Genomic DNA, 18,178 nt, shown 5'->3' with positions numbered 1-18,178 from the left:
AACCCAGAAAATTTCTTATGAACTTCCGACACAGACCGGCAAAAACAAGCACTTCTGGTGTATAATGGATAAATTTGGAATATCATGGGATTTTATGGAAGTCAACGGGAAACGCCCCCAATTACTGGGATTTACGGGAGAAAACTCAGAGGAATTTAAGTAAAATTTTGACCTTTACTGCAGCGATATTCTGCGATCAAAACTCCTGATCGATTTATTGAAAGTAATAGGGAATTTTATATATGTTCTATTTTTGTTCCGACTTGTCGATCACTCATCAAGGACGGCACAGTCACTTGGCGACGGGCTATTGGAGTGACGAGTCCGCGTTCTCGGGCCAAAAGGGAGAAACGAAAATTTATACTTCTGCGAGAAATATCGCCTGATTTCAAAAATTCAGGCCAAAGTGATTCGTATTTTTCTGATATAAATCAGATAATCGGCAATGTTTATATCGAAAGCCGACCTATTTTAGGATTTCCGTTCTTTCATGATGGCGGCCGTGAAGCTCCTCTTCATCCCTTCGAAAATCCTCAAGGGCCCCATCCATCGTCCGTGTGATAATCTCTTCCAGGGCACGGGCTGTATTGATCCGGCCCATATAGACATAATCCGCCCCACAGGCATAAACCTCTTGCGCAGAGGCAAGCTCCTCGGCATTGGCAATCACGATTGCTTTCTCGTTTATCCGCCGAACAACCTTCACCAATTCCTTGTTGCTGGTGCCACGAAGAATGTCGTCAGGAATAGTGGCAACCACGACCTTTGCATTCCCGACCCCGGCATGAAGGAGAATTTCATCGTTTGACAAATCGCCGTAGCGGACCGCCGCGCCAAGCTTGCGGATCGCGGGGTGAAGCTGAACATTGAAATCAATCACGAGAATGCGCGACAGCAACTCCGGCTTGTTTTTGGCGATATCATGCAGCAAAGATGACGCAACGCGATGAAACCCGAGCAGCACCAGATCATATTCTTTTTCCGCTTCCAGAGCGCCTTCTTCCGGCTCTCGAAAACCGATTGCCTGCAGAAACGGTGCCATCCACCGATGAATATTATACGCATGCTTGTAAAGTACCGGCGTCAGTAGTGCCGTGATAATAAAGGCGAAAATGATCGCGCTCGCAAACTCATCCGAGATATGGCCGTACTGCGTCCCCAGGTAGGAAATAACAAGACCAAACTCCGAAATCTGCGCGAGCCGGATAGAGGCGACCTCGGCATGACGCTGGTCGCCGCCGGTAAAATAGAGCAAGGGAAAGAAAATAAGCTGGCGGCTCACTAAGGCAAACAAGACAAGCGCGAGAGCAATGACCATGACGCTCACCCCCTCTATCGGCGGCACACTCATCCCAAGCCCCACAAAAAACAGTGTAATGAAGAAATCACGAACAATCCCGACCTTCGCGACAATTTCCCGGCTATAGGGAAGCGTTGCGATGGTCAAACCGGCGATCAGCGCGCTCATCCCGGTAGCCACCGACATGTGAGAGCCTTCACCGAAAGCGAAATCACCAACATACTCAAATCCATTGCCGATAAAGACAATGGCAAAACACCAGCCCAGGGCGCCGACCAGCATCATCTGCGGTTCCTTGGAGAGCCACCGAAACACCAGCGGCACAAGGCTCTTGGCGAGCAAATAGGACACGACGGCCAAAAGCGCGATCCCGAGAAGGGTATATAGCACAGGCAATATTTCCGGCGCCGCAAAGGAGGGCTGCAGGATAATCACAATAATAGCCCAGAAATCCTGAAACACGAGAAGGCCGAGGGCGATGCGCCCCGGCTCAGTATCCAGTTCATATTTCTCCTGGAATAGCTTAATCACCAGGAGAGTCGAGGAACCGGCAATGAACAAGCCGAAATACAGCGCATCATAGTTTTCGCCCACCGTTGACAAACCGATCCAGGCGAGCGCCTTCGCCACGAGAATGCCAAACAATACCGTCAATGGATATTGCAGCAGGCCGGAGGCAATAATCATCTTGCCGCTCCGCAACATCCGGCGAAGATCTATCTCCATCCCGATCATGAACAGGAGCAGGATAAATCCAAGCTCAGATATTGTGTCAATATTGTCCGGCTGGGTAATGAGTTTTATGCCGATCGGCCCGATCAGGATCCCGCATACAAGAAACGCGGCAATGGTTGGGATTTTGATCCGGACAAAGAGGATCGAGAGCATACTGGCGATGCAAATACTAATACCGATGTCATAGACAAGAGAGGGCATTTCCGTCGCGGCAGCAAAAGCAGGCGTCGCAAAAACAGGCAGGAAAACCGCCACCATTCCGAGACCCGCCGCTCGCAAGAACCCCATATTTTTTCCTATTGTGAAGAGACGCCTTCGCCAAAATCCCACTATACCGCAGATTGCGATAGAAAATAAGGCAGATGGCCTGTAAGCCGGGTTCTGTCCCTGAATCCAGGGGATGATCATTCATCTAGGATGCCTGTTACCAGACATCTCAAGCAACCAACCCGGATGATAGCCCGGAAAACCGGCTTGCACACAGGTTGCCCTTGCGCCGACCATCCCTATTTGGTTTTGCTCCCGATGGGGTTTACCATGCCGCCACTGTTGCCAGCGGCGCGGTGCGCTCTTACCGCACCCTTTCACCCTTACCCGGAAACCGGGCGGTTTACTTTCTGTGGCACTTTCCCTGGGGTCACCCCCGCCGGCCATTAACCGGCATCGTATTTCCGTGGAGCCCGGACTTTCCTCCCCTAACCTTCCGGTTAGCGACGATCATCCAGCCATCTGTCCGGTTTTAACTAAGCATGAGCCAAGCTCAAGTCAAGCGCCGAACTTCATCACGCAACGCGTAAAGGACGGCCTGTGTCTCCGCATCGACATTTCCATCCACTCTTGACGGTCGCCAATGACGCTGAAAAGCACAAATAACAGCTGTCAACGCATCGTCATAAATCCCATTTTTCATGACATCGTAGCCGATCTCGTTCAAAGCTTCCTGTATCGCAATGACGCTCTCTCCCCCTGTGCCCGGCAACAGCGAAGCGTAATGTAGAGATGCGTGTCTGTTCTCCCGATACCAAAGACCAACGCCCTTGCGCGCCAGTTCCCGCCACTCAAACAGCTCGCCCGGATCTTCCTTGCGATTTGGCGCCACATCAGAATGACCTACAACATTCCATGCCGGGATGGCGTGACGCGCAACAATATCAGTTGCCAGCACCGTGACCGCCTCCATTTGCACGTCCGGAAAAGGCCGATAACCGAATTCATGACCGGGATTGACGATTTCAATTCCAACCGAACGGGCATTGATGTTGTCCGCGCCGCGCCAGCGTGAAACACCGGCGTGCCAGGCGCGCTTTTCCTCCGCCACCAGCGCCAGTACCTGACCGTCCTCCTGAACGAGATAATGCGCACTAACTTTAGCAGTCTCGTCCGTCAGGCGCTCAATCGCAGCCTCCGCTGTCTTCATTCCTGTATAATGCAGGACAAGCATGTCAATCGGCGTGCCTGCGGCGCGATCGTCGAAATTCGGCGACGGACGCCAGATAATGTTCCTAATCGCTTTTGACATGCTTCGCTGGATGTTTTTTTGCTGATCGTAATGTGATGATGGTTACCCCGCTCATCACCATCGCCCCGCCAATCATCAGTTCCAGCGTCATTACATCTCCCCAGAAAATAATACCGAGCGCGATGGCAAAAACCGGCACCAGTAGATAGTAGGGCGCGATTGTACTGACAGGATAACGTTTGATCAGGTAATTGCCAAGACCATGGCCGATGACTGTCGCCCCGATGGCGGAGAACGCGACGGCGGCCCATTCCTTCCAGCTGGCGGTCTGCACGGCGGCCCACTGACCGTCTTCGAACAAATAGGAGAAGAAGTATAACGGTAAGGTGCCGATGGCCGCGGTCCAGAAGGTAAGATTACGGGCGCTGACACCCGGCATCGTCCGGACAATGACCATATTGAGAGAGACCAGAAAGGACGCGATGATGACAAGCGTTGGCGACAACCAGTTCGCGAATATTACCGGATCGAATCCGATCACCATCACACCAGCGAACGCCATGATGATAGCGCCCCAGCGCCGCCAGCCGATCTTTTCTTTCAGGAACACCATCGCCAGCAAGGCGGAAAATGGCACGAAGGTCTGATTGATAATCGCAACCGAGGAAATATCCGGCGAAAGAGACAGCCCCCAAAACATCAGGGAAAAGTGCAGCACACCCATCAACAAGCCAATTATAAGAATTTTTCGCCAATGGCCGTGCGGGAGCGAGACAAAGGGCAACATCACCATGATGACTAGGGAAAAGCGCAGCGCTGTGAAAAGAAGCGGGGTAAACACTTCCATTCCGATCTTTGCCGACAGGAAATTTGATGCCCAGAGAAAATTGACCAGAAGCATCAGGACAAGATCTTTATTCTTCAATTTTTGTTCCGATACTAAAGACCGCGGATTTTTACAACCTGGTCATATGCTGCGTTAATTTTTGCAAGCTTGGCGTTGGCAACATCCACAAATTCCTGTGGCAGACCGTCAGCGATAACCTTGTCTGGATGATTTTCTCGAATGAGTTGACGATAGGCTTTCTTGAGTTCTGCATCGGATATGTCTGCAGAAACGCCGAGAATTTGATAGGGATCACGCTCACCATCTTTCGCGTGATAGCTGCGAATACGGGCATAAGCCGCCTCGTTAAAGCCGAAGATCGCCGCGACATTCTGAAGATAGATATCCTCATCCGGATGCAAAACGCCGTCCGCCATGGCAATAGCAAAAAGACCATGGAGAAGATCCTCCATCAACTGAGGCGTGTCGCGAAACATCCGCGCCACCTGGGCCGCATACTCTTCATATCCGGCCGTATCCTGACGGGCCATGTTAAAGACACGCCCAACATTCTTTTCCTCATTTGGCGGAATGCGAAACACGCGCTTGAAGACATCGACCTCTTCACGCGTGACAACGCCGTCCGCCTTCGCCATTTTTGCGCCCAAAGCAATGACCGCGATGGTAAACGCAACCTGCTTGACCTGATGGTGCCCGATCTCGTCTTCACCCGACGCTGTTTCACGATATTTATCGACTGCGTGCCCCGCAAGACCGCCGACAAGAGCGCCAAGAGGACCCCCCATCAGAAGGCCGGCCGCTCCACCCAGAATTTTTCCCCAAATCGCCATGATGAATTACGCTACCAGAATCTTGTTTATTTGAAACCACAGTATCAGGAGAGTTTCAAAACTGCCAGTGTTGTACAACATCGGCATCCGGCATATCAGGAAATTTTCTCGTCATCATCTTCATCAATAAGAATGCGATTTGCGGCACCGTCAAGATCTTCATATTGACCGCTTTTCAGGCTCCAAAGGAATGCCGCAAGCCCAATTCCCCCCAGAAACAATGCGACCGGGATGAGATAGATAAGCACATTCATCCTGTGGAACCTTTCCCATGCAACCGGAGGCGGAGGGAATTCAGGCAAACGAGAAGGGAGGACGCGGACATGGCCACCGCTGCGATCAACGGTGTTACCACGCCCGCGACTGCGAGCGGAACAGCTATGGCGTTATAAAGAAACGCAAGGGAGAAATTCTGGAAAATCAGGCGCCTTGATGCGCGGGCGACCTGGATCGTTTCGATTACGGCCGAGAGATCCCTGCCCTGAAATACGAAATCGGCGGCTGTCTGGCTGATATCTGCCGCACTCGCGGGAGAAAGTGACACATAGGCTGAGGCCAGCGCCGGCGCATCGTTCAATCCATCACCGACCATTAATACTTTACGTCCCGCCGCCTCCAATGTTTTGAGATGTGCGACCTTATCCTCGGGCTTTTTCTGGGCATACCAATTCTCAATACCAAGATTCTCGGCAAGATCTCTGACCACCGCTTCCCGATCCCCCGAGAGAAGATCGATCTTGAAACCCCGCGCTTTCAGGTTTTTGATTGTGGCAAGGGCGTCCGGGCGCAATCGATCCTGAAAACGGAACTGGATCGCGTCCTCGCCTTCAATGCTTAACCACAACTCCGGACCCGGAATTATGTCAGAGGATGCGTCGTCCCGCACACCGCAAAAGGAGCGACTGCCAAGACGCACTTCCTTGCCGCTGACCAGGCTACGCAGCCCCTCTCCAGGCCATTCTTCAACTTCCAGATATTCCCCTGCTCCCTTTCCGGCCCGCGCTACCGCACGGGCAAGCGGATGGCGGCTATTGCGCCCAATCCGAGCCGCAAGGTCAAGATGCCTCACGGATATCTCATCGCGATTAACAAGATCAAGACGGCCTTCCGTCAGAGTGCCAGTCTTATCAAAAACAATTGTGTCAACTTCCGAGAGACGCTCGAGACCATCCGCCGCCTTAACCAATATCCCTTTCATCAGGAGCCGTCCGCTCGCGACCACCTGCACGACAGGTACGGCAAGACCAAGCGCGCAGGGACAGGTGATAATGAGCACGGCCACGGCCTGCATCAGCGCATTTTGCCAGCTCCCGGCCAGTATCCACCAGCCAATAAAGGTCCCGGCTGCCAGCAGATGGACCGCAGGCGCATAAAATCCAGCAATTCGGTCAGCAAGACGCACATAATTTGCCCGTCCCTGCTCTGCCGCTTCCATTAGACGGACGATATCCCCAAGCAGCGTATTGTCGCCCGTCTTGGTTGCCACGATCTCAAGCGGCGCGCTCAAGTTCAGTGTACCGGCAAAGACATCATCACCAGCGCCGACCGAACTCGGCAAGCTTTCCCCGGTAATCAAACTCACGTCGATATCCGACCGCCCCTTAACCACCTCCCCGTCGACGGGTAACCTGTCCCCCACCATAACCCTGACATGTGTCCCGGGCGTAACGGCCTCAACCGATACTGTTTTAAATTTCCCGTCCGGGAGAACAATCGTCGCCGCTACCGCCTTCAGAAGCAGCAATCTCTCTGCCGCAGAGCGCGCCTTGCTGCGCGCCGCATTATCAAGATACCGCCCGATGAGCAGGAAAAAGAGAAGCGTAACTGAGGCATCGAAGTAGACATGCTCCCCGCTTTGAATGGTCTCGGCAAGGCTCATGCCTGCGGCGAGTATAACGGCCAGCGATATGGGTACATCCATATTGAGACGGCCGGCGCGAAGAGCTGCGATCGCGGACCTGAAGAAGGGCTGACCTGCATAGGCCACAGCCGGCAGCGCGATCATCCCGGAAATCCAGTGCAGAAAATCCCGGGTTGCTGGTCCCATGTCTTCAGAAAAGAGCCCCGCCCATACGGAAACGGACAACAACATCACGTTGGCCGCCGCGAAACCGGCCACCGCCAGCGCCCTGAGAAGATGCGTATTTTCCTCCGCGATTGCCGATTTAATCATTGCGGAGTTATAGGGTGTGAGAGGGTAGCCGAGAGCAATTACCGGTTTTACAAGGTCACTGACATCCACTCCTTCCGGCCGCCAGCGCAGGAAGAGCCGCCGGGTTGAAAAATTGACCCGCGCCTCAAGGACCGACGGATTGGATTGCAGCGTCTGCTCGATCGTTTTGATACAATTGGCGCAATGCATGTTCTCTACGAGCGTATGCAAAATCGCGTTGCCATCCTGGTCGGTTTCAGCGAATGCCGTTGGATCCGCATTGATAAAATCGTCCAAATCGGCGGCGGGAGATATCGCATCGCCCAGTGCCATGGCGCCGCCGGAACAACAATTTCCGCCCAGATCGTAGGAACGTCCGGCGGTCAAGTTTCCCTGAGTTTCAAGCGCTATTTTAGCCATATCCGCTTATCCAACCGGTAAGGCTCGTTATAATCGCCTCCATAAACCAGAATGGAGACATCCCATTGCCCAGGGCCCGAAAGCAAGACATCCGCCGCGTAATAGCCATTGTCATAAACCAGAGATAGACCCTGATCTTTGGCGTCTATCACCGGACGACGAATAGTCGCAACAATATCGAGATCTTCCAGTTTTTGCCCGTCCTCGTCCAGAATAGTGAAAATTAACTTCCCTTGGGCGGCACCTGTCTGCTCAAATATAAGCGTTGGCTGCCATCCGCGTGCAAGCTGCCGCGACCGGAGATCGATTTCCTCATTATAGGCGAGGCCGCGCTTATAGGCATCGTTCTCGCTGACCCCCGAAAAGCTTCCGAGTGCGAAATACACAAAGATACCGTTGACCGTGAACATCAGCCCGAAAAATGCGGCCAGCATCAGGGCCACATGGCGACCAGTCAGCAGCTTTCCGTTTATTCTCGCGCTCATCTTTCCGGCCCCTTGAAACTTGTTGTCCGCACATCCGTCTCGCCGCTTTCGAAATCCGCGACGACGATATCGATATCAGAACTCTTGTCCTGCAGGCTTTCCGACGGCGCAGAGACAAAGAGCTTATAGCTGGATAGGGCGTCAGCCGGCACCGTGACCAGTATCGGCAGTCCGAGCGGCGGGCCGCTTTCGATCCACGCCTGAGCACCCTTCACACCCTTCACCTCAATCAAAAATTGCCGAGTTTCATGAATTTTGTTCAGAATCTTCACCGTGTAGCCATTGCGAATTGATCCATCAGAGAGAGTCACGAACAACGGGTTACGGTCACGGATGACATTTACGTCGAGCACCGACCGGTTGAACAACGTAAAGACCATCACCGCCCCGACAAGGGCAAGGATCAGCCCATAGGCAATCGTCCGCGGACGGATAAAGCGTATATTGAGCTTGCGGTCCGGATCGCTGTCAAACTGTCCCGCATACGTATCATAGCTAATCAGCCCGCGCGGCAGGTCGATCTTGTCCATCACGTCATCGCAGGCATCAATGCAAAGGGCGCAGGTAATACATTCAAGCTGCTGGCCGTCGCGGATATCAATCCCCATCGGACAAACCGCAACACACTGGTTACAGTCGATGCAATGTCCCCGATCAGTCCAGGGGTCTCCTTTTTTATGCGGTCCGCGCGGTTCCCCGCGAGCCTCATGATAGGTGACAGTCAGAGAGTCCTCATCCACCATTGCGCCCTGAATTCGGGGCCAGGGACACATGTAAGTGCAGACCTGCTCCCGCATTAAACCGCCGAAGACATAGGTCGTAGCGGTCAGGACCGCAACACTGGAATAGGCTATGACGGGTGCTTCAAACGTTAGCAGCTCTCGCAGCAGCGTCGGGGCATCGGCAAAATAGAATACCCAGGCACCGCCGGTGAGCACGCCGATTACGAGCCAGATCGAATGCTTCAGCACCCGTTTGCTGAGTTTCGAGATCGACATCGGTTCCTTGTCCAGCCTAAGGCGGGCGTTTCGGTCCCCTTCCACCATACGCTCAACAAATATGAAAAGATCCGTCCAGACCGTTTGCGGGCAGGAATACCCACACCAGGCCCGCCCGAATAGAGACGTCACAAGGAATAGAGAAATTGCCGCCAGGATAAGCAACCCGGTAATATAGTAGACCTCTTGCGGCCAGAGTTCGATAAAGAAGAAATAGAACCGCTCTCGCGCGAAATCGACAAGTACGGCCTGATCCGGCCCACTCTCACCGCGATCCCAGCGGATCCAGGGCGTGATATAGTAGATCGCCAGGGTTATGCCCATGATGATCCATTTCAGGCGGCGGAAGTTTCCACGCGCCTTCTTAGGCTGGATTTTCTCACGCTTGGCGAAGAGAGCCCGGTTTTCCTTCTTGTTAACCGGACGGACGTCAATATTTTCTACGGAGCTGTCAACCACAACCCTTACTCCAGAATAAAAAGGTGAAACGGATTACTCTCCGCCCCCGAGGGAGTGCACATACAGGGCAAGCTGGCGAATTGTTGTGTCATCCAACCGCCCGGTCCAGGCAGGCATGACGTTGGCGCGGCCCCGGGAAATGGTTCGGAGAATGATATCTTTGTCTTTCCCGTAAAACCAAATCGCGTCGGTCAGGTTCGGCGCCCCGAAATCGCGATTACCTTTTGCCTTATCGCCATGACAGGACGCACAGTTTTCCATGTAAACTTCCAACCCGCGATCAACTGCAGCCATATCTTTTCGCTCCTCTGACAGGGAAAGGACATACTCCGCGACATCGTTTATTTGCTCCTTTGTGAGCAATTCGTCGGTGAGAAAGGCAGGCATATCACCAATCCGCGTATCGTCATGATCTGAGCGAATTCCATATTTAATGGTTTCGTAGATCGCATCCAGGTTCCCGCCCCAAAGCCAATCATCGTCATTCAGGTTCGGAAAGCCTGGTGACCCTTGCGCACCGGACCCATGACACTGCGAGCAATTCACGGCAAAGGCCGACTTTCCACCGCGAATGGCGAACTGATAGACCTGATCATTATTCTTTACGGCGCTGAATTCCATCGTGAGAAGAGTCGCCCGGTCTGCTGCATGAGCCTGACTCGCCTCCGCCAGTTCCTGTTCCAGCGATCCGCGAGAGGAGTACCCGATGAATCCGGAAGTATAGCTGGTAACAAGTGGCCAGGCGGGCATAACGATCCAGTAACCGATCGCCCAGACAATAGAGGCGTACATCGTCCAAAGCCACCACCGCGGCATGGGATTATCCAGCTCCTTGATCCCGTCCCATTCATGTCCTGTGGTATCGGTACCAGTAATTTCGTCTTTTTCAACCTTGTCAGACATCTTAGTCGTCCTCGAGCGGAATATGGGCTGCCTTGTCAAACTTTTCCTTGTTTCGCGGCCACAATGCATAAACAAGCACCGCAATAAACAGGCCGAATAGGTAAAGCAGTCCGTAACTCTGTGCGAAAGTCGAAACGCTATGATAATCCATTAGTCCCCTCCTACCGTTTATTTGCATCCACGTCATATGACGTGAAGTCCACCAGGGTTCCCATCATCTGGAGATAGGCAATCAACGCATCCAGCTCCGACAGCATCTTCGGATTACCATCAAAATCCCTGACCTGTGCCTTGGGGTAACGCTCCAGAAAAGCATCAATCTCGTCGGCATCCGGATTTACCTGTATTGCCAAATCCAGCTCCGCGTTGGTGATCATATCGTCCGTATACGGTACCCCGACAATCTTGTTTGTCTCGAGATTGCCAGCAACATCCGGCACATGCAGGGGCGTTTTCCCAAGGAAGGGATATCCCGGCATAATAGATTCAGGCACCACGTCACGCGGGTTATTCATATGAGTGACATGCCATTCATCTGAATAGCGCCCGCCCACCCGGGCGAGGTCAGGACCTGTCCGCTTGGACCCCCACTGAAATGGATGGTCATACATGCTTTCCGCTGCCAGAGAGTAATGGCCATAGCGTTCCGCCTCATCACGGAGGGGACGGATCATCTGGCTGTGGCAGTTGTAGCAGCCCTCGCGGATATAGATATCCCGGCCGGCAAGCTCCAACGGGCTATAGGGCCGCATTCCTTTTACCTTCTCGATTGTACTTTCCAGATAGAACAACGGCGCAATTTCGATTAGCCCGCCGATGGAAACCACGATCAGGACGAGAACCAGCATCAGGATCGAGTTTTTCTCAATTTTCTTGTGACTGAACATGTTCCTTACCTCGCCCCTGCAAATTCCATATTCAGCACAAGTGCCCCTGCTTCTTTCTCACGCACATCGCCCCGGACGGTTCGCCAGAGGTTGTAGACCATGATGAGAGCGCCAATGAGGAAGAGGGCACCACCAAGGGCTCTGATCACATAGAAAGGATGCATCGCCTCGACCGTCTCGCTGAAGGAGTATTCCAGAAATCCGAAGGCATCATAGGCGCGCCACATCAAGCCCTGCAGAATGCCGGAGACCCACATTGCGGTGATGTAAAGCAGGATGCCCACCGTCGAAATCCAGAAATGCAGATTGACGAGCGCATCCGAATAAAGCGATTTGCGCTTCCACACGACAGGCGTCAGGAAGTAAAGCGCCCCAAAGCTTATGTAAGCAACCCAGCCAAGCGCGCCAGAATGTACATGGCCAATGGTCCAGTCCGTATAATGGCTGAGCGCGTTGACCGCCTTGATCGACATAAGCGGTCCTTCAAAGGTGCTCATCCCGTAGAATGCAACCGAAGTCACCAGGAAGCGGACGACCGGATCAGTCCGGAGTTTATCCCAAGCCCCGGAAAGGGTCATCAGGCCATTGATCATCCCACCCCAAGACGGCATCCAGAGCATGATGGAGAAGGTCATGCCGAGGGTCTGCGCCCAGTCAGGCAAGGCTGTATAGTGCAGGTGATGCGGACCCGCCCAGATATAGAGGAATATCAACGACCAGAAATGAATGATCGACAGGCGATAGGAATAAACCGGCCGGTTCACCCGTTTTGGGATGAAGTAATACATTATTCCCAGGAAGCCCGCCGTCAGGAAAAACCCGACCGCGTTATGCCCATACCACCATTGGGTCAGCGCGCTTTGCACCCCAGCAAACAGGGAATAGCTTTTCACACCGGCAAGACTGACCGGCACGGAGAGATTATTCACGATATGCAGCATCGCAATGGTCACGATGAAGGCTAGATAGAACCAGTTGGCGACATAGATATGTTTTTCCTGCCGCTTCCAGATTGTCGCAAGGAACACCAGCAGATAGACGACCCACACCAGTGTCAGCCAGATATCGACATACCACTCGGGTTCCGCATATTCTTTGGATTGGGTTACACCCAGCACATAGCCAGTCGCGGCCAGCACGATGAAAAGCTGGTACCCCCAGAAGACAAACCAGGGCGCGATGTCTCCGGCGAGCCGCGCGCGACAGGTTCGCTGCACGACATGAAAGGACGTCATGATCAGGATATTGCCGCCGAATGCAAAGATAACCGCCGACGTGTGAAGTGGCCGAAGCCGACCGAAATTTGTCCAGGGAAGATCGAAGTTCAGGGCTGGAAACGCAAGCTGCAACGCAATGAGCAACCCAACGGCAAATCCTACAATCCCCCAGAATGCTGAGGCGATAACCCCGGCCTTGATGATATCCGTATTGTAACTAACCCTGCCGTTGGTATCCGTGTGACTGGGGCTGCGGATGTTACGGTAATTCCTTGCTATCAGGGCAAAAGCGCTGAGCACACTGGCTATGGAGAATATCATGCCATGCAGCATCATTGACGAGTCGACTGCCTTTGCAGACAGCACAATACCCAGCAGGGCACCCATGATTGTAAAAGCGAGCCATAACAGATTCATACCCGAGTTCCGTCTCTTGTGATTAGTTACAGGAGTATTTGAAGCGCTTTACAGATCTCTTCGCTCTGGACATCACCAACACTCCTCCTAAGCTCGCAAACTAGAAGAAGACGGTTTTCCGGCATTGATTGAAATCAAAGCAGAAATGAACTTTCCGCCTTGCGTATATGGACTTGTTTTTTGGAAGAACTAATCTGCTATGGAATGTCGTTTTAAAGGCCCCGAACAGGTAAAGCCATAGCGATTTTTGGGAATCGAGCGCCAGTTATGAGCTCTTTTGATCTGTTCTGTCAGGTTAAGAGAGATGCGGTGCTATCAACTGACCAAAAAAGCGGGAAACAGGCTCGTTGACCAAATCCCGCATCTCCAGAGTTATTTTTCACCTTCCGCCAGGTTTTCCAGCCATACCCTGTCCTTGATCAGGATCGAATGGTTCGACGGCACTTCCAGAACACCCATTTTCTTGAGTTTCGTGATCGTCCGGCTGACAGTCTCAATCGTCAACCCCAGGAAATCAGCAATGTCATTACGGCCCATTGTCAGGCTGACTTTGATCTCATTCTCGGTTTCACTGCCGCTCTTTTCCGCCCGATCAATAAGAAAAGTTGCAATTTTCTCAACCGGTGTTTTGCGGCCTAAAAGAATGGCTAAATGGCGAAGCTCCTGAAGCTCTTCAAGAACCTTTTCTGTCAGGGCGGTTTGCATGGCTGGCATTTTCTTCAGATATGTTTCCAGGGCCTTTACCGGAATCTGACACACCACCGTGTCGCAGACGGCCTCTGCATCTGACTGGTAGTATCCATTCTGTTGCGCGCCAATTACCTCACCGGCGGTCTTGAAAGCGGTGACCTGGCGGCGGCCATCATCCAACAGGTTCGCAAGCCGGATCTCCCCTGAGACAACACTAAATACAAACTTTGCCTCTTCAAACTCCCGATAGACGGATTGGCCTGGCTTGACCAACCTGGTCCTGACATTCCGGGCGAAATCGTCCATGTCACAATCATTAATAGCGGAGCAAATGGCCTCATTATGGGCGCTGCAGGTTGCACAAGGCGCCCTCGTAATGTTTTTACGCTCTGTCTCCGGATTCGTTACCGGCAGCTCAAGACGGGCATCTTCCGCCTCCGACTTAGCCAATGACGAAATACGCGTATCCAAGGATCCCAACATGTCACGTATTATCTCCTCTCCAGTTCGATTGCCAACCAATCAAAAGCCGATGTCTGAGGAACATATTTTAATTTTATCAGACGTCCTTCCATGTGGTGAGATGACGCAGGTTCAAATTTTACACATTTATTCGGTAAAATTTTATTGTGTATGTGTCTTTTTTTCGCAGTTCTACGAGCTTTTGAACAAAAAAATCCCCGACAGCGACATAATGACACGGTCGGGGAGATCTGTCGAATTTACATTAGATTTTTTTGTTATACTTATTTCTCGTTGACTTAAACTCTCAGTAGATCGGCGGCGACATCAATTGGAACCGATGCGTCCTGAAGCAAGTAATTTCCCGCCTCAATTTCAAATTGGTTCCCTCCGTTGCAGAGCGGATCATGAGGACGCAATCGTGTATCCATCACCAGCCTGGAGAGAAGCATCCGACGGGCATCGCCGCCCGCCTTGCCAAGCGCCGCGCCTTCCGTCGCAAGTAGGGTTGCCGTCGTTGCGTGATAGAGCGCATCCGACGCCTGCCGCGCCTGGGTTTCATTTCCGGATTTCGCAATATCTTCGGCAAACTTCTTAGCCCGGTCAACAAGACCCGAGAGTTCGCCAGCGAACTGACCAGGGAGTCCAGTTGCGCTTTGCAACCGGTCCTTCAAATCATCCGCCAGATCTTCATGAGCGCCAGCTTTGGCCACCGCACGGGTCGTTATATCCAGCGCGTTGATATTCGAGGTGCCCTCCCACAACAAGCCCGTATGCGCATCACGGACAAGACGGGAATTCACCCAGTCCTCAATAAAGCCATTTCCACCCCGGATTTCGAGGGCGCCAGTCGCAACGGTTACGTTGTCCCGGCAGGCGCGGAACTTAACGAGCGGTGTCAGAATCCGGTTGAGGCGCTTGGCTCCCTCATCGCCATTCTCCGCCTTATGAAGAACAGAGGAAACATGCATCACCATTGACAGCACCTGCTCTGTCGGCACCATCAATTTCAGCAATTGTCGCCGTAAGAGAGGCTTGTTGATGATCGGCTCGCCAAAAACATCCCGGGTTCTGGCTGTCACCATTGCCTCATTCAGGCAACGCCGCATCATGCCGGCGGCCCTCACGCCATGAGAAAGGCGCGACATGCTGACCTGATCCATCATCTGGCGCAGGCCCGGATTGGGCTTCGCGCCAACATCACCGAACGCATAGGCAAGCGCGCCGTCAAAGATTATCTCGCCGGAGGCCATGGATTTCGTACCCATCTTGTCTTTCAAGCGAACGATTCGGTAGTTGTTGCGTGCACCATCGTCGAGTTGTCGAGGGACAGCAAAAATCGCCAAACCGGCATTTCCTTCTGGCGCCCCTTCCGGTCTTGCCAGCACAAGACAGACCTCTGCATCCGCGCTCGAACAGAACCATTTATCACCATAAAGCCGCCATTCGCCATTTTCCTCGCGCGCCGTAACCGCGAGATTGGCAACCTCCGAACCGCCAATCTTCTCTGTCATGAACTGTGCCCCGCGGAAAAGTTTGTCCATATCCTGGCTGCGCATCCGCTCAAGGAATTTTTCCTTGGCCACTTCCGGGCCATAACGTTCCAGCAACATGGACGACGTATCCGTCAGGGAAATCGGGCACATCAGGCCGAACTCAGACTGTGTGAAAAGATACTGGAACACGTATTTCGCCATCGGCGGGACCTTCTCCTGCCAGCCGTGGACACCAGGTTTTCGCGACATGCAATGTATTCCGAAATCGCCGTAACCTATTTTCTCCATTTCGCGGAAGGCAGGATGGTATTCAATCCAGTCCCGGTTGCGACCGCGAGCATCACGGGGATGAAGGACCGGCATATGCGTCTCGCAAATCCGCGCCAGCTCATCGAGACGGTTACCTGCCACTTCACCAAGCTGCCGATAGACCGGCGTCATATGTTCCCTCAGATCATCGGGAAGATAGATCGTCAGCAGGTCCTGAAGGCTCTTGTCTATCTCGAAGAAGTTAAGGCCATGGCAGTCCGCCGCCACCCAGTCTTCAAGTTCCCGTTCTTCCCGATTTTTGATTTTGACTTCCATATTCATATTATAGACCTATCTTCATGTTCCAACAGTCACTGTCCCCTTACAAAGTGAGGATACGGCTTGCCTCCTCAAGGCTGACCGGTGCGTCATTCAGGAGTGCGTCCGTCGCCGCCGTATCAAAGGCATCAGCTTCAATCGAAAGCGGATTGGCCGCGCCAAGCTTGTGATCAATTACCATACGAGAGAGAAGCAGTCGCCGGGCATCTTTTCCGGCCGCGCCAAGCTCCGCCCCCTCATTCGCCATCAAGGTTGCGGTTGTAACATGATATAGCGCACTTGCGGCCTTGCGGGCGTGGGTTTCCTTCCCCTGCCGGGCGACTTCCTTCGCAAACTTCACGGACTGATCGACCAGCCCTTTAAGCTGACCGGCGAACTGACCCGGCATCGCAGTATTTGAATCAATTTGCCGGGTAAGATCCTCGCCAAGATCCTCATGCGCACCGACCCGGGCGACAGCCCTCGTCGTTACATCGAGGGAGTTGATATTGGAGGTTCCTTCCCACAGCACACCCAAATGGGCATCCCGGACTAGGCGGGCATTGACCCAATCCTCGATATAGCCATTGCCACCCCGCACTTCCATGGCGCCGGTCGCAACACGAATATTGTCCCGTGCAGTCCGGTACTTCAGGAGCGGCGTCAGGATGCGGGTCCTCTTCGCGGCAGCCTCGTCCCCCTTTTCCCCCTGCTCGAGGTTGACGGCGACATACATAAACATGGACAGCGCCTGCTCCGTCGGGACCATCAGTTTCATCAATTGCCGGCGCAAAAGCGGCTTATCAATGATGGTTTCTCCGAACGCCTTGCGGTAGTTGGCAACAGTCAATGCCTCGTTCAGGCAGCGGCGCATCATCGCCGCCCCGCGCACGCCATGCGACAAACGGGAGAAGTTCACCTGATCCATCATCATCTTGAGGCCTTGATTCGGGTGCGCCCCAACTTCACCGAGCGGATAGGCCGTCGCTCCTTCAAAGATTATTTCACCAGATGCCATGGATTTGGTGCCAAGCTTATCCTTCAGTCGGACAATGCGGTAAGGATTGCGACTGCCGTCTTCACGGCGACGCGGCATGGCAAAGAGCGCAAGACCGCTGTTCCCTTCCGGTGCACCTTCAGGCCGGGCCAGCAGAAGAGCAACATCTCCGTCCGCGGCGGAACAGAACCACTTTTCGCCATAAAGTTTCCACTCACCGTCTTCATGGCGCGCCTGCAACGAAATTTGCGAGACGTCCGATCCGCCCGTCTTCTCGGTCATGAACTGCGTGCCCTTGAGGATCTTGTCCATATCCTGGCTGTACATCCGATCCAGAAGCTTTTCCTTGGTGGCATCATCCGCATAGCGCTCAATCAGCATGGCCGACGTGTCGGTTGCCGAGATCGGGCAGAGTTGGCCGAACTCAGACTGGCCAAAAATATACTGGAAAACATACTTCCCGATGGGCGGAACTTTTTCCTGCCAGCCGAGCACGCCTTTGCAATGGGACATGCGGTGAAAGCCAAACTCCTTAAAGGCGACGTCTTCCATCTTGCGGTAGGAAGGATGAAACTCGATCCAGTCTTCATTCCTGCCGCGGGCGTCACGGGCATGGAGGACGGGGACATGTTTGTCCGCTTCGCGCGACCAGTCATCAAGCTGGTTACCTGAAATTTCACCCAGACGGTTATAATGCGGCTCCATATGCTGGCGCAAATCATCCGGCATATAGACATGCAACAAATCGCGCAGGTTGCTATCAACCTCGAAAAAGTTAAGGCCATGGCAATCCGGCGCGATATAATCAGAGAGTTCCTGTGGTTTGAATTCCTGCTTTTTATGTAGAAAAGTCATAT

General features: G+C 53.1%; 15 protein-coding genes and 1 other RNA gene. All 16 read right to left on the bottom strand.

Annotated features, from left to right (window positions below):
• Window positions 1-466: 466 nt before the first annotated feature.
• The 16 genes from J0X12_RS05340 to J0X12_RS05265 all read right to left on the bottom strand — a co-directional run bounded on the left by J0X12_RS05340 (window position 467) and on the right by J0X12_RS05265 (window position 18,176).
• Window positions 467-2,323 (bottom strand): cation:proton antiporter, encoded by a 1,857-nt coding sequence (locus J0X12_RS05340; RefSeq protein ID WP_207043029.1) that lies wholly within the window; start codon window positions 2,321-2,323, stop codon window positions 467-469.
• A gap of 66 nt (window positions 2,324-2,389) precedes the next feature.
• An RNA gene (gene rnpB / locus J0X12_RS05335) (RNase P RNA component class A) lies at window positions 2,390-2,768 on the bottom strand.
• A gap of 27 nt (window positions 2,769-2,795) precedes the next feature.
• Window positions 2,796-3,554: an N-acetylmuramoyl-L-alanine amidase gene (locus J0X12_RS05330; RefSeq protein ID WP_207043022.1), complete on the bottom strand. Its 759-nt coding sequence runs from the start codon at window positions 3,552-3,554 to the stop codon at window positions 2,796-2,798.
• Window positions 3,538-4,419, bottom strand: a complete 882-nt coding sequence (locus tag J0X12_RS05325; protein ID WP_207043021.1) for a DMT family transporter — start codon at window positions 4,417-4,419, stop codon at window positions 3,538-3,540. Before J0X12_RS05325 ends, J0X12_RS05330 begins: the two co-directional genes overlap by 17 nt.
• 14 nt (window positions 4,420-4,433) lie before the next feature.
• On the bottom strand, window positions 4,434-5,171 hold the full coding sequence (locus tag J0X12_RS17335) for a TerB family tellurite resistance protein (RefSeq protein ID WP_237688022.1): 738 nt from the start codon (window positions 5,169-5,171) through the stop codon (window positions 4,434-4,436).
• A 95-nt stretch (window positions 5,172-5,266) separates the two neighbouring features.
• Window positions 5,267-5,425, bottom strand: a complete 159-nt coding sequence (gene ccoS, locus J0X12_RS05315) for a cbb3-type cytochrome oxidase assembly protein CcoS (RefSeq protein WP_207043020.1) — start codon at window positions 5,423-5,425, stop codon at window positions 5,267-5,269.
• Window positions 5,422-7,743 carry a heavy metal translocating P-type ATPase gene (locus J0X12_RS05310; RefSeq protein WP_207043018.1) on the bottom strand — a complete coding sequence of 774 codons (2,322 nt, stop codon included), beginning with the start codon at window positions 7,741-7,743 and terminating at the stop codon, window positions 5,422-5,424. Before J0X12_RS05310 ends, ccoS begins: the two co-directional genes overlap by 4 nt.
• The gene (locus J0X12_RS05305; RefSeq protein WP_207043017.1) at window positions 7,731-8,228 is read right to left on the bottom strand and encodes a FixH family protein; all 498 of its coding nucleotides are present in this window, start codon (window positions 8,226-8,228) and stop codon (window positions 7,731-7,733) included. The genes J0X12_RS05310 and J0X12_RS05305 overlap by 13 nt, the downstream gene beginning before the upstream one ends.
• Window positions 8,225-9,685 carry a cytochrome c oxidase accessory protein CcoG gene (ccoG, locus tag J0X12_RS05300; RefSeq protein ID WP_207043015.1) on the bottom strand — a complete coding sequence of 487 codons (1,461 nt, stop codon included), beginning with the start codon at window positions 9,683-9,685 and terminating at the stop codon, window positions 8,225-8,227. Before ccoG ends, J0X12_RS05305 begins: the two co-directional genes overlap by 4 nt.
• 33 nt (window positions 9,686-9,718) lie before the next feature.
• Window positions 9,719-10,588, bottom strand: a complete 870-nt coding sequence (ccoP, locus tag J0X12_RS05295; protein WP_207043012.1) for a cytochrome-c oxidase, cbb3-type subunit III — start codon at window positions 10,586-10,588, stop codon at window positions 9,719-9,721.
• 1 nt (window position 10,589) lies between these two features.
• On the bottom strand, window positions 10,590-10,739 hold the full coding sequence (locus tag J0X12_RS05290; RefSeq protein ID WP_207043010.1) for a cbb3-type cytochrome oxidase subunit 3: 150 nt from the start codon (window positions 10,737-10,739) through the stop codon (window positions 10,590-10,592).
• 10 nt (window positions 10,740-10,749) lie between these two features.
• Window positions 10,750-11,475, bottom strand: coding sequence for a cytochrome-c oxidase, cbb3-type subunit II (ccoO, locus tag J0X12_RS05285; RefSeq protein ID WP_207043008.1), 726 nt, complete (start codon window positions 11,473-11,475; stop codon window positions 10,750-10,752).
• 5 nt (window positions 11,476-11,480) lie between these two features.
• A complete protein-coding gene (ccoN, locus tag J0X12_RS05280; protein ID WP_237688021.1) occupies window positions 11,481-13,109 on the bottom strand; it encodes a cytochrome-c oxidase, cbb3-type subunit I in 1,629 nt (542 codons plus the stop codon).
• Between the two features lie 372 nt (window positions 13,110-13,481).
• Window positions 13,482-14,282: a helix-turn-helix domain-containing protein gene (locus J0X12_RS05275; protein ID WP_207043004.1), complete on the bottom strand. Its 801-nt coding sequence runs from the start codon at window positions 14,280-14,282 to the stop codon at window positions 13,482-13,484.
• A gap of 278 nt (window positions 14,283-14,560) precedes the next feature.
• Complete coding sequence (locus tag J0X12_RS05270; protein WP_207043002.1) at window positions 14,561-16,348, bottom strand: acyl-CoA dehydrogenase family protein; 1,788 nt, start codon at window positions 16,346-16,348, stop codon at window positions 14,561-14,563.
• 40 nt (window positions 16,349-16,388) lie between these two features.
• Window positions 16,389-18,176: an acyl-CoA dehydrogenase family protein gene (locus J0X12_RS05265; protein ID WP_207042994.1), complete on the bottom strand. Its 1,788-nt coding sequence runs from the start codon at window positions 18,174-18,176 to the stop codon at window positions 16,389-16,391.
• Window positions 18,177-18,178: the final 2 nt, after the last annotated feature.

Source organism: Sneathiella sedimenti (assembly GCF_017313765.1).
Lineage (GTDB): Bacteria > Pseudomonadota > Alphaproteobacteria > Sneathiellales > Sneathiellaceae > Sneathiella > Sneathiella sedimenti.
This window is presented reverse-complemented; position numbering and strand designations above follow the sequence as displayed.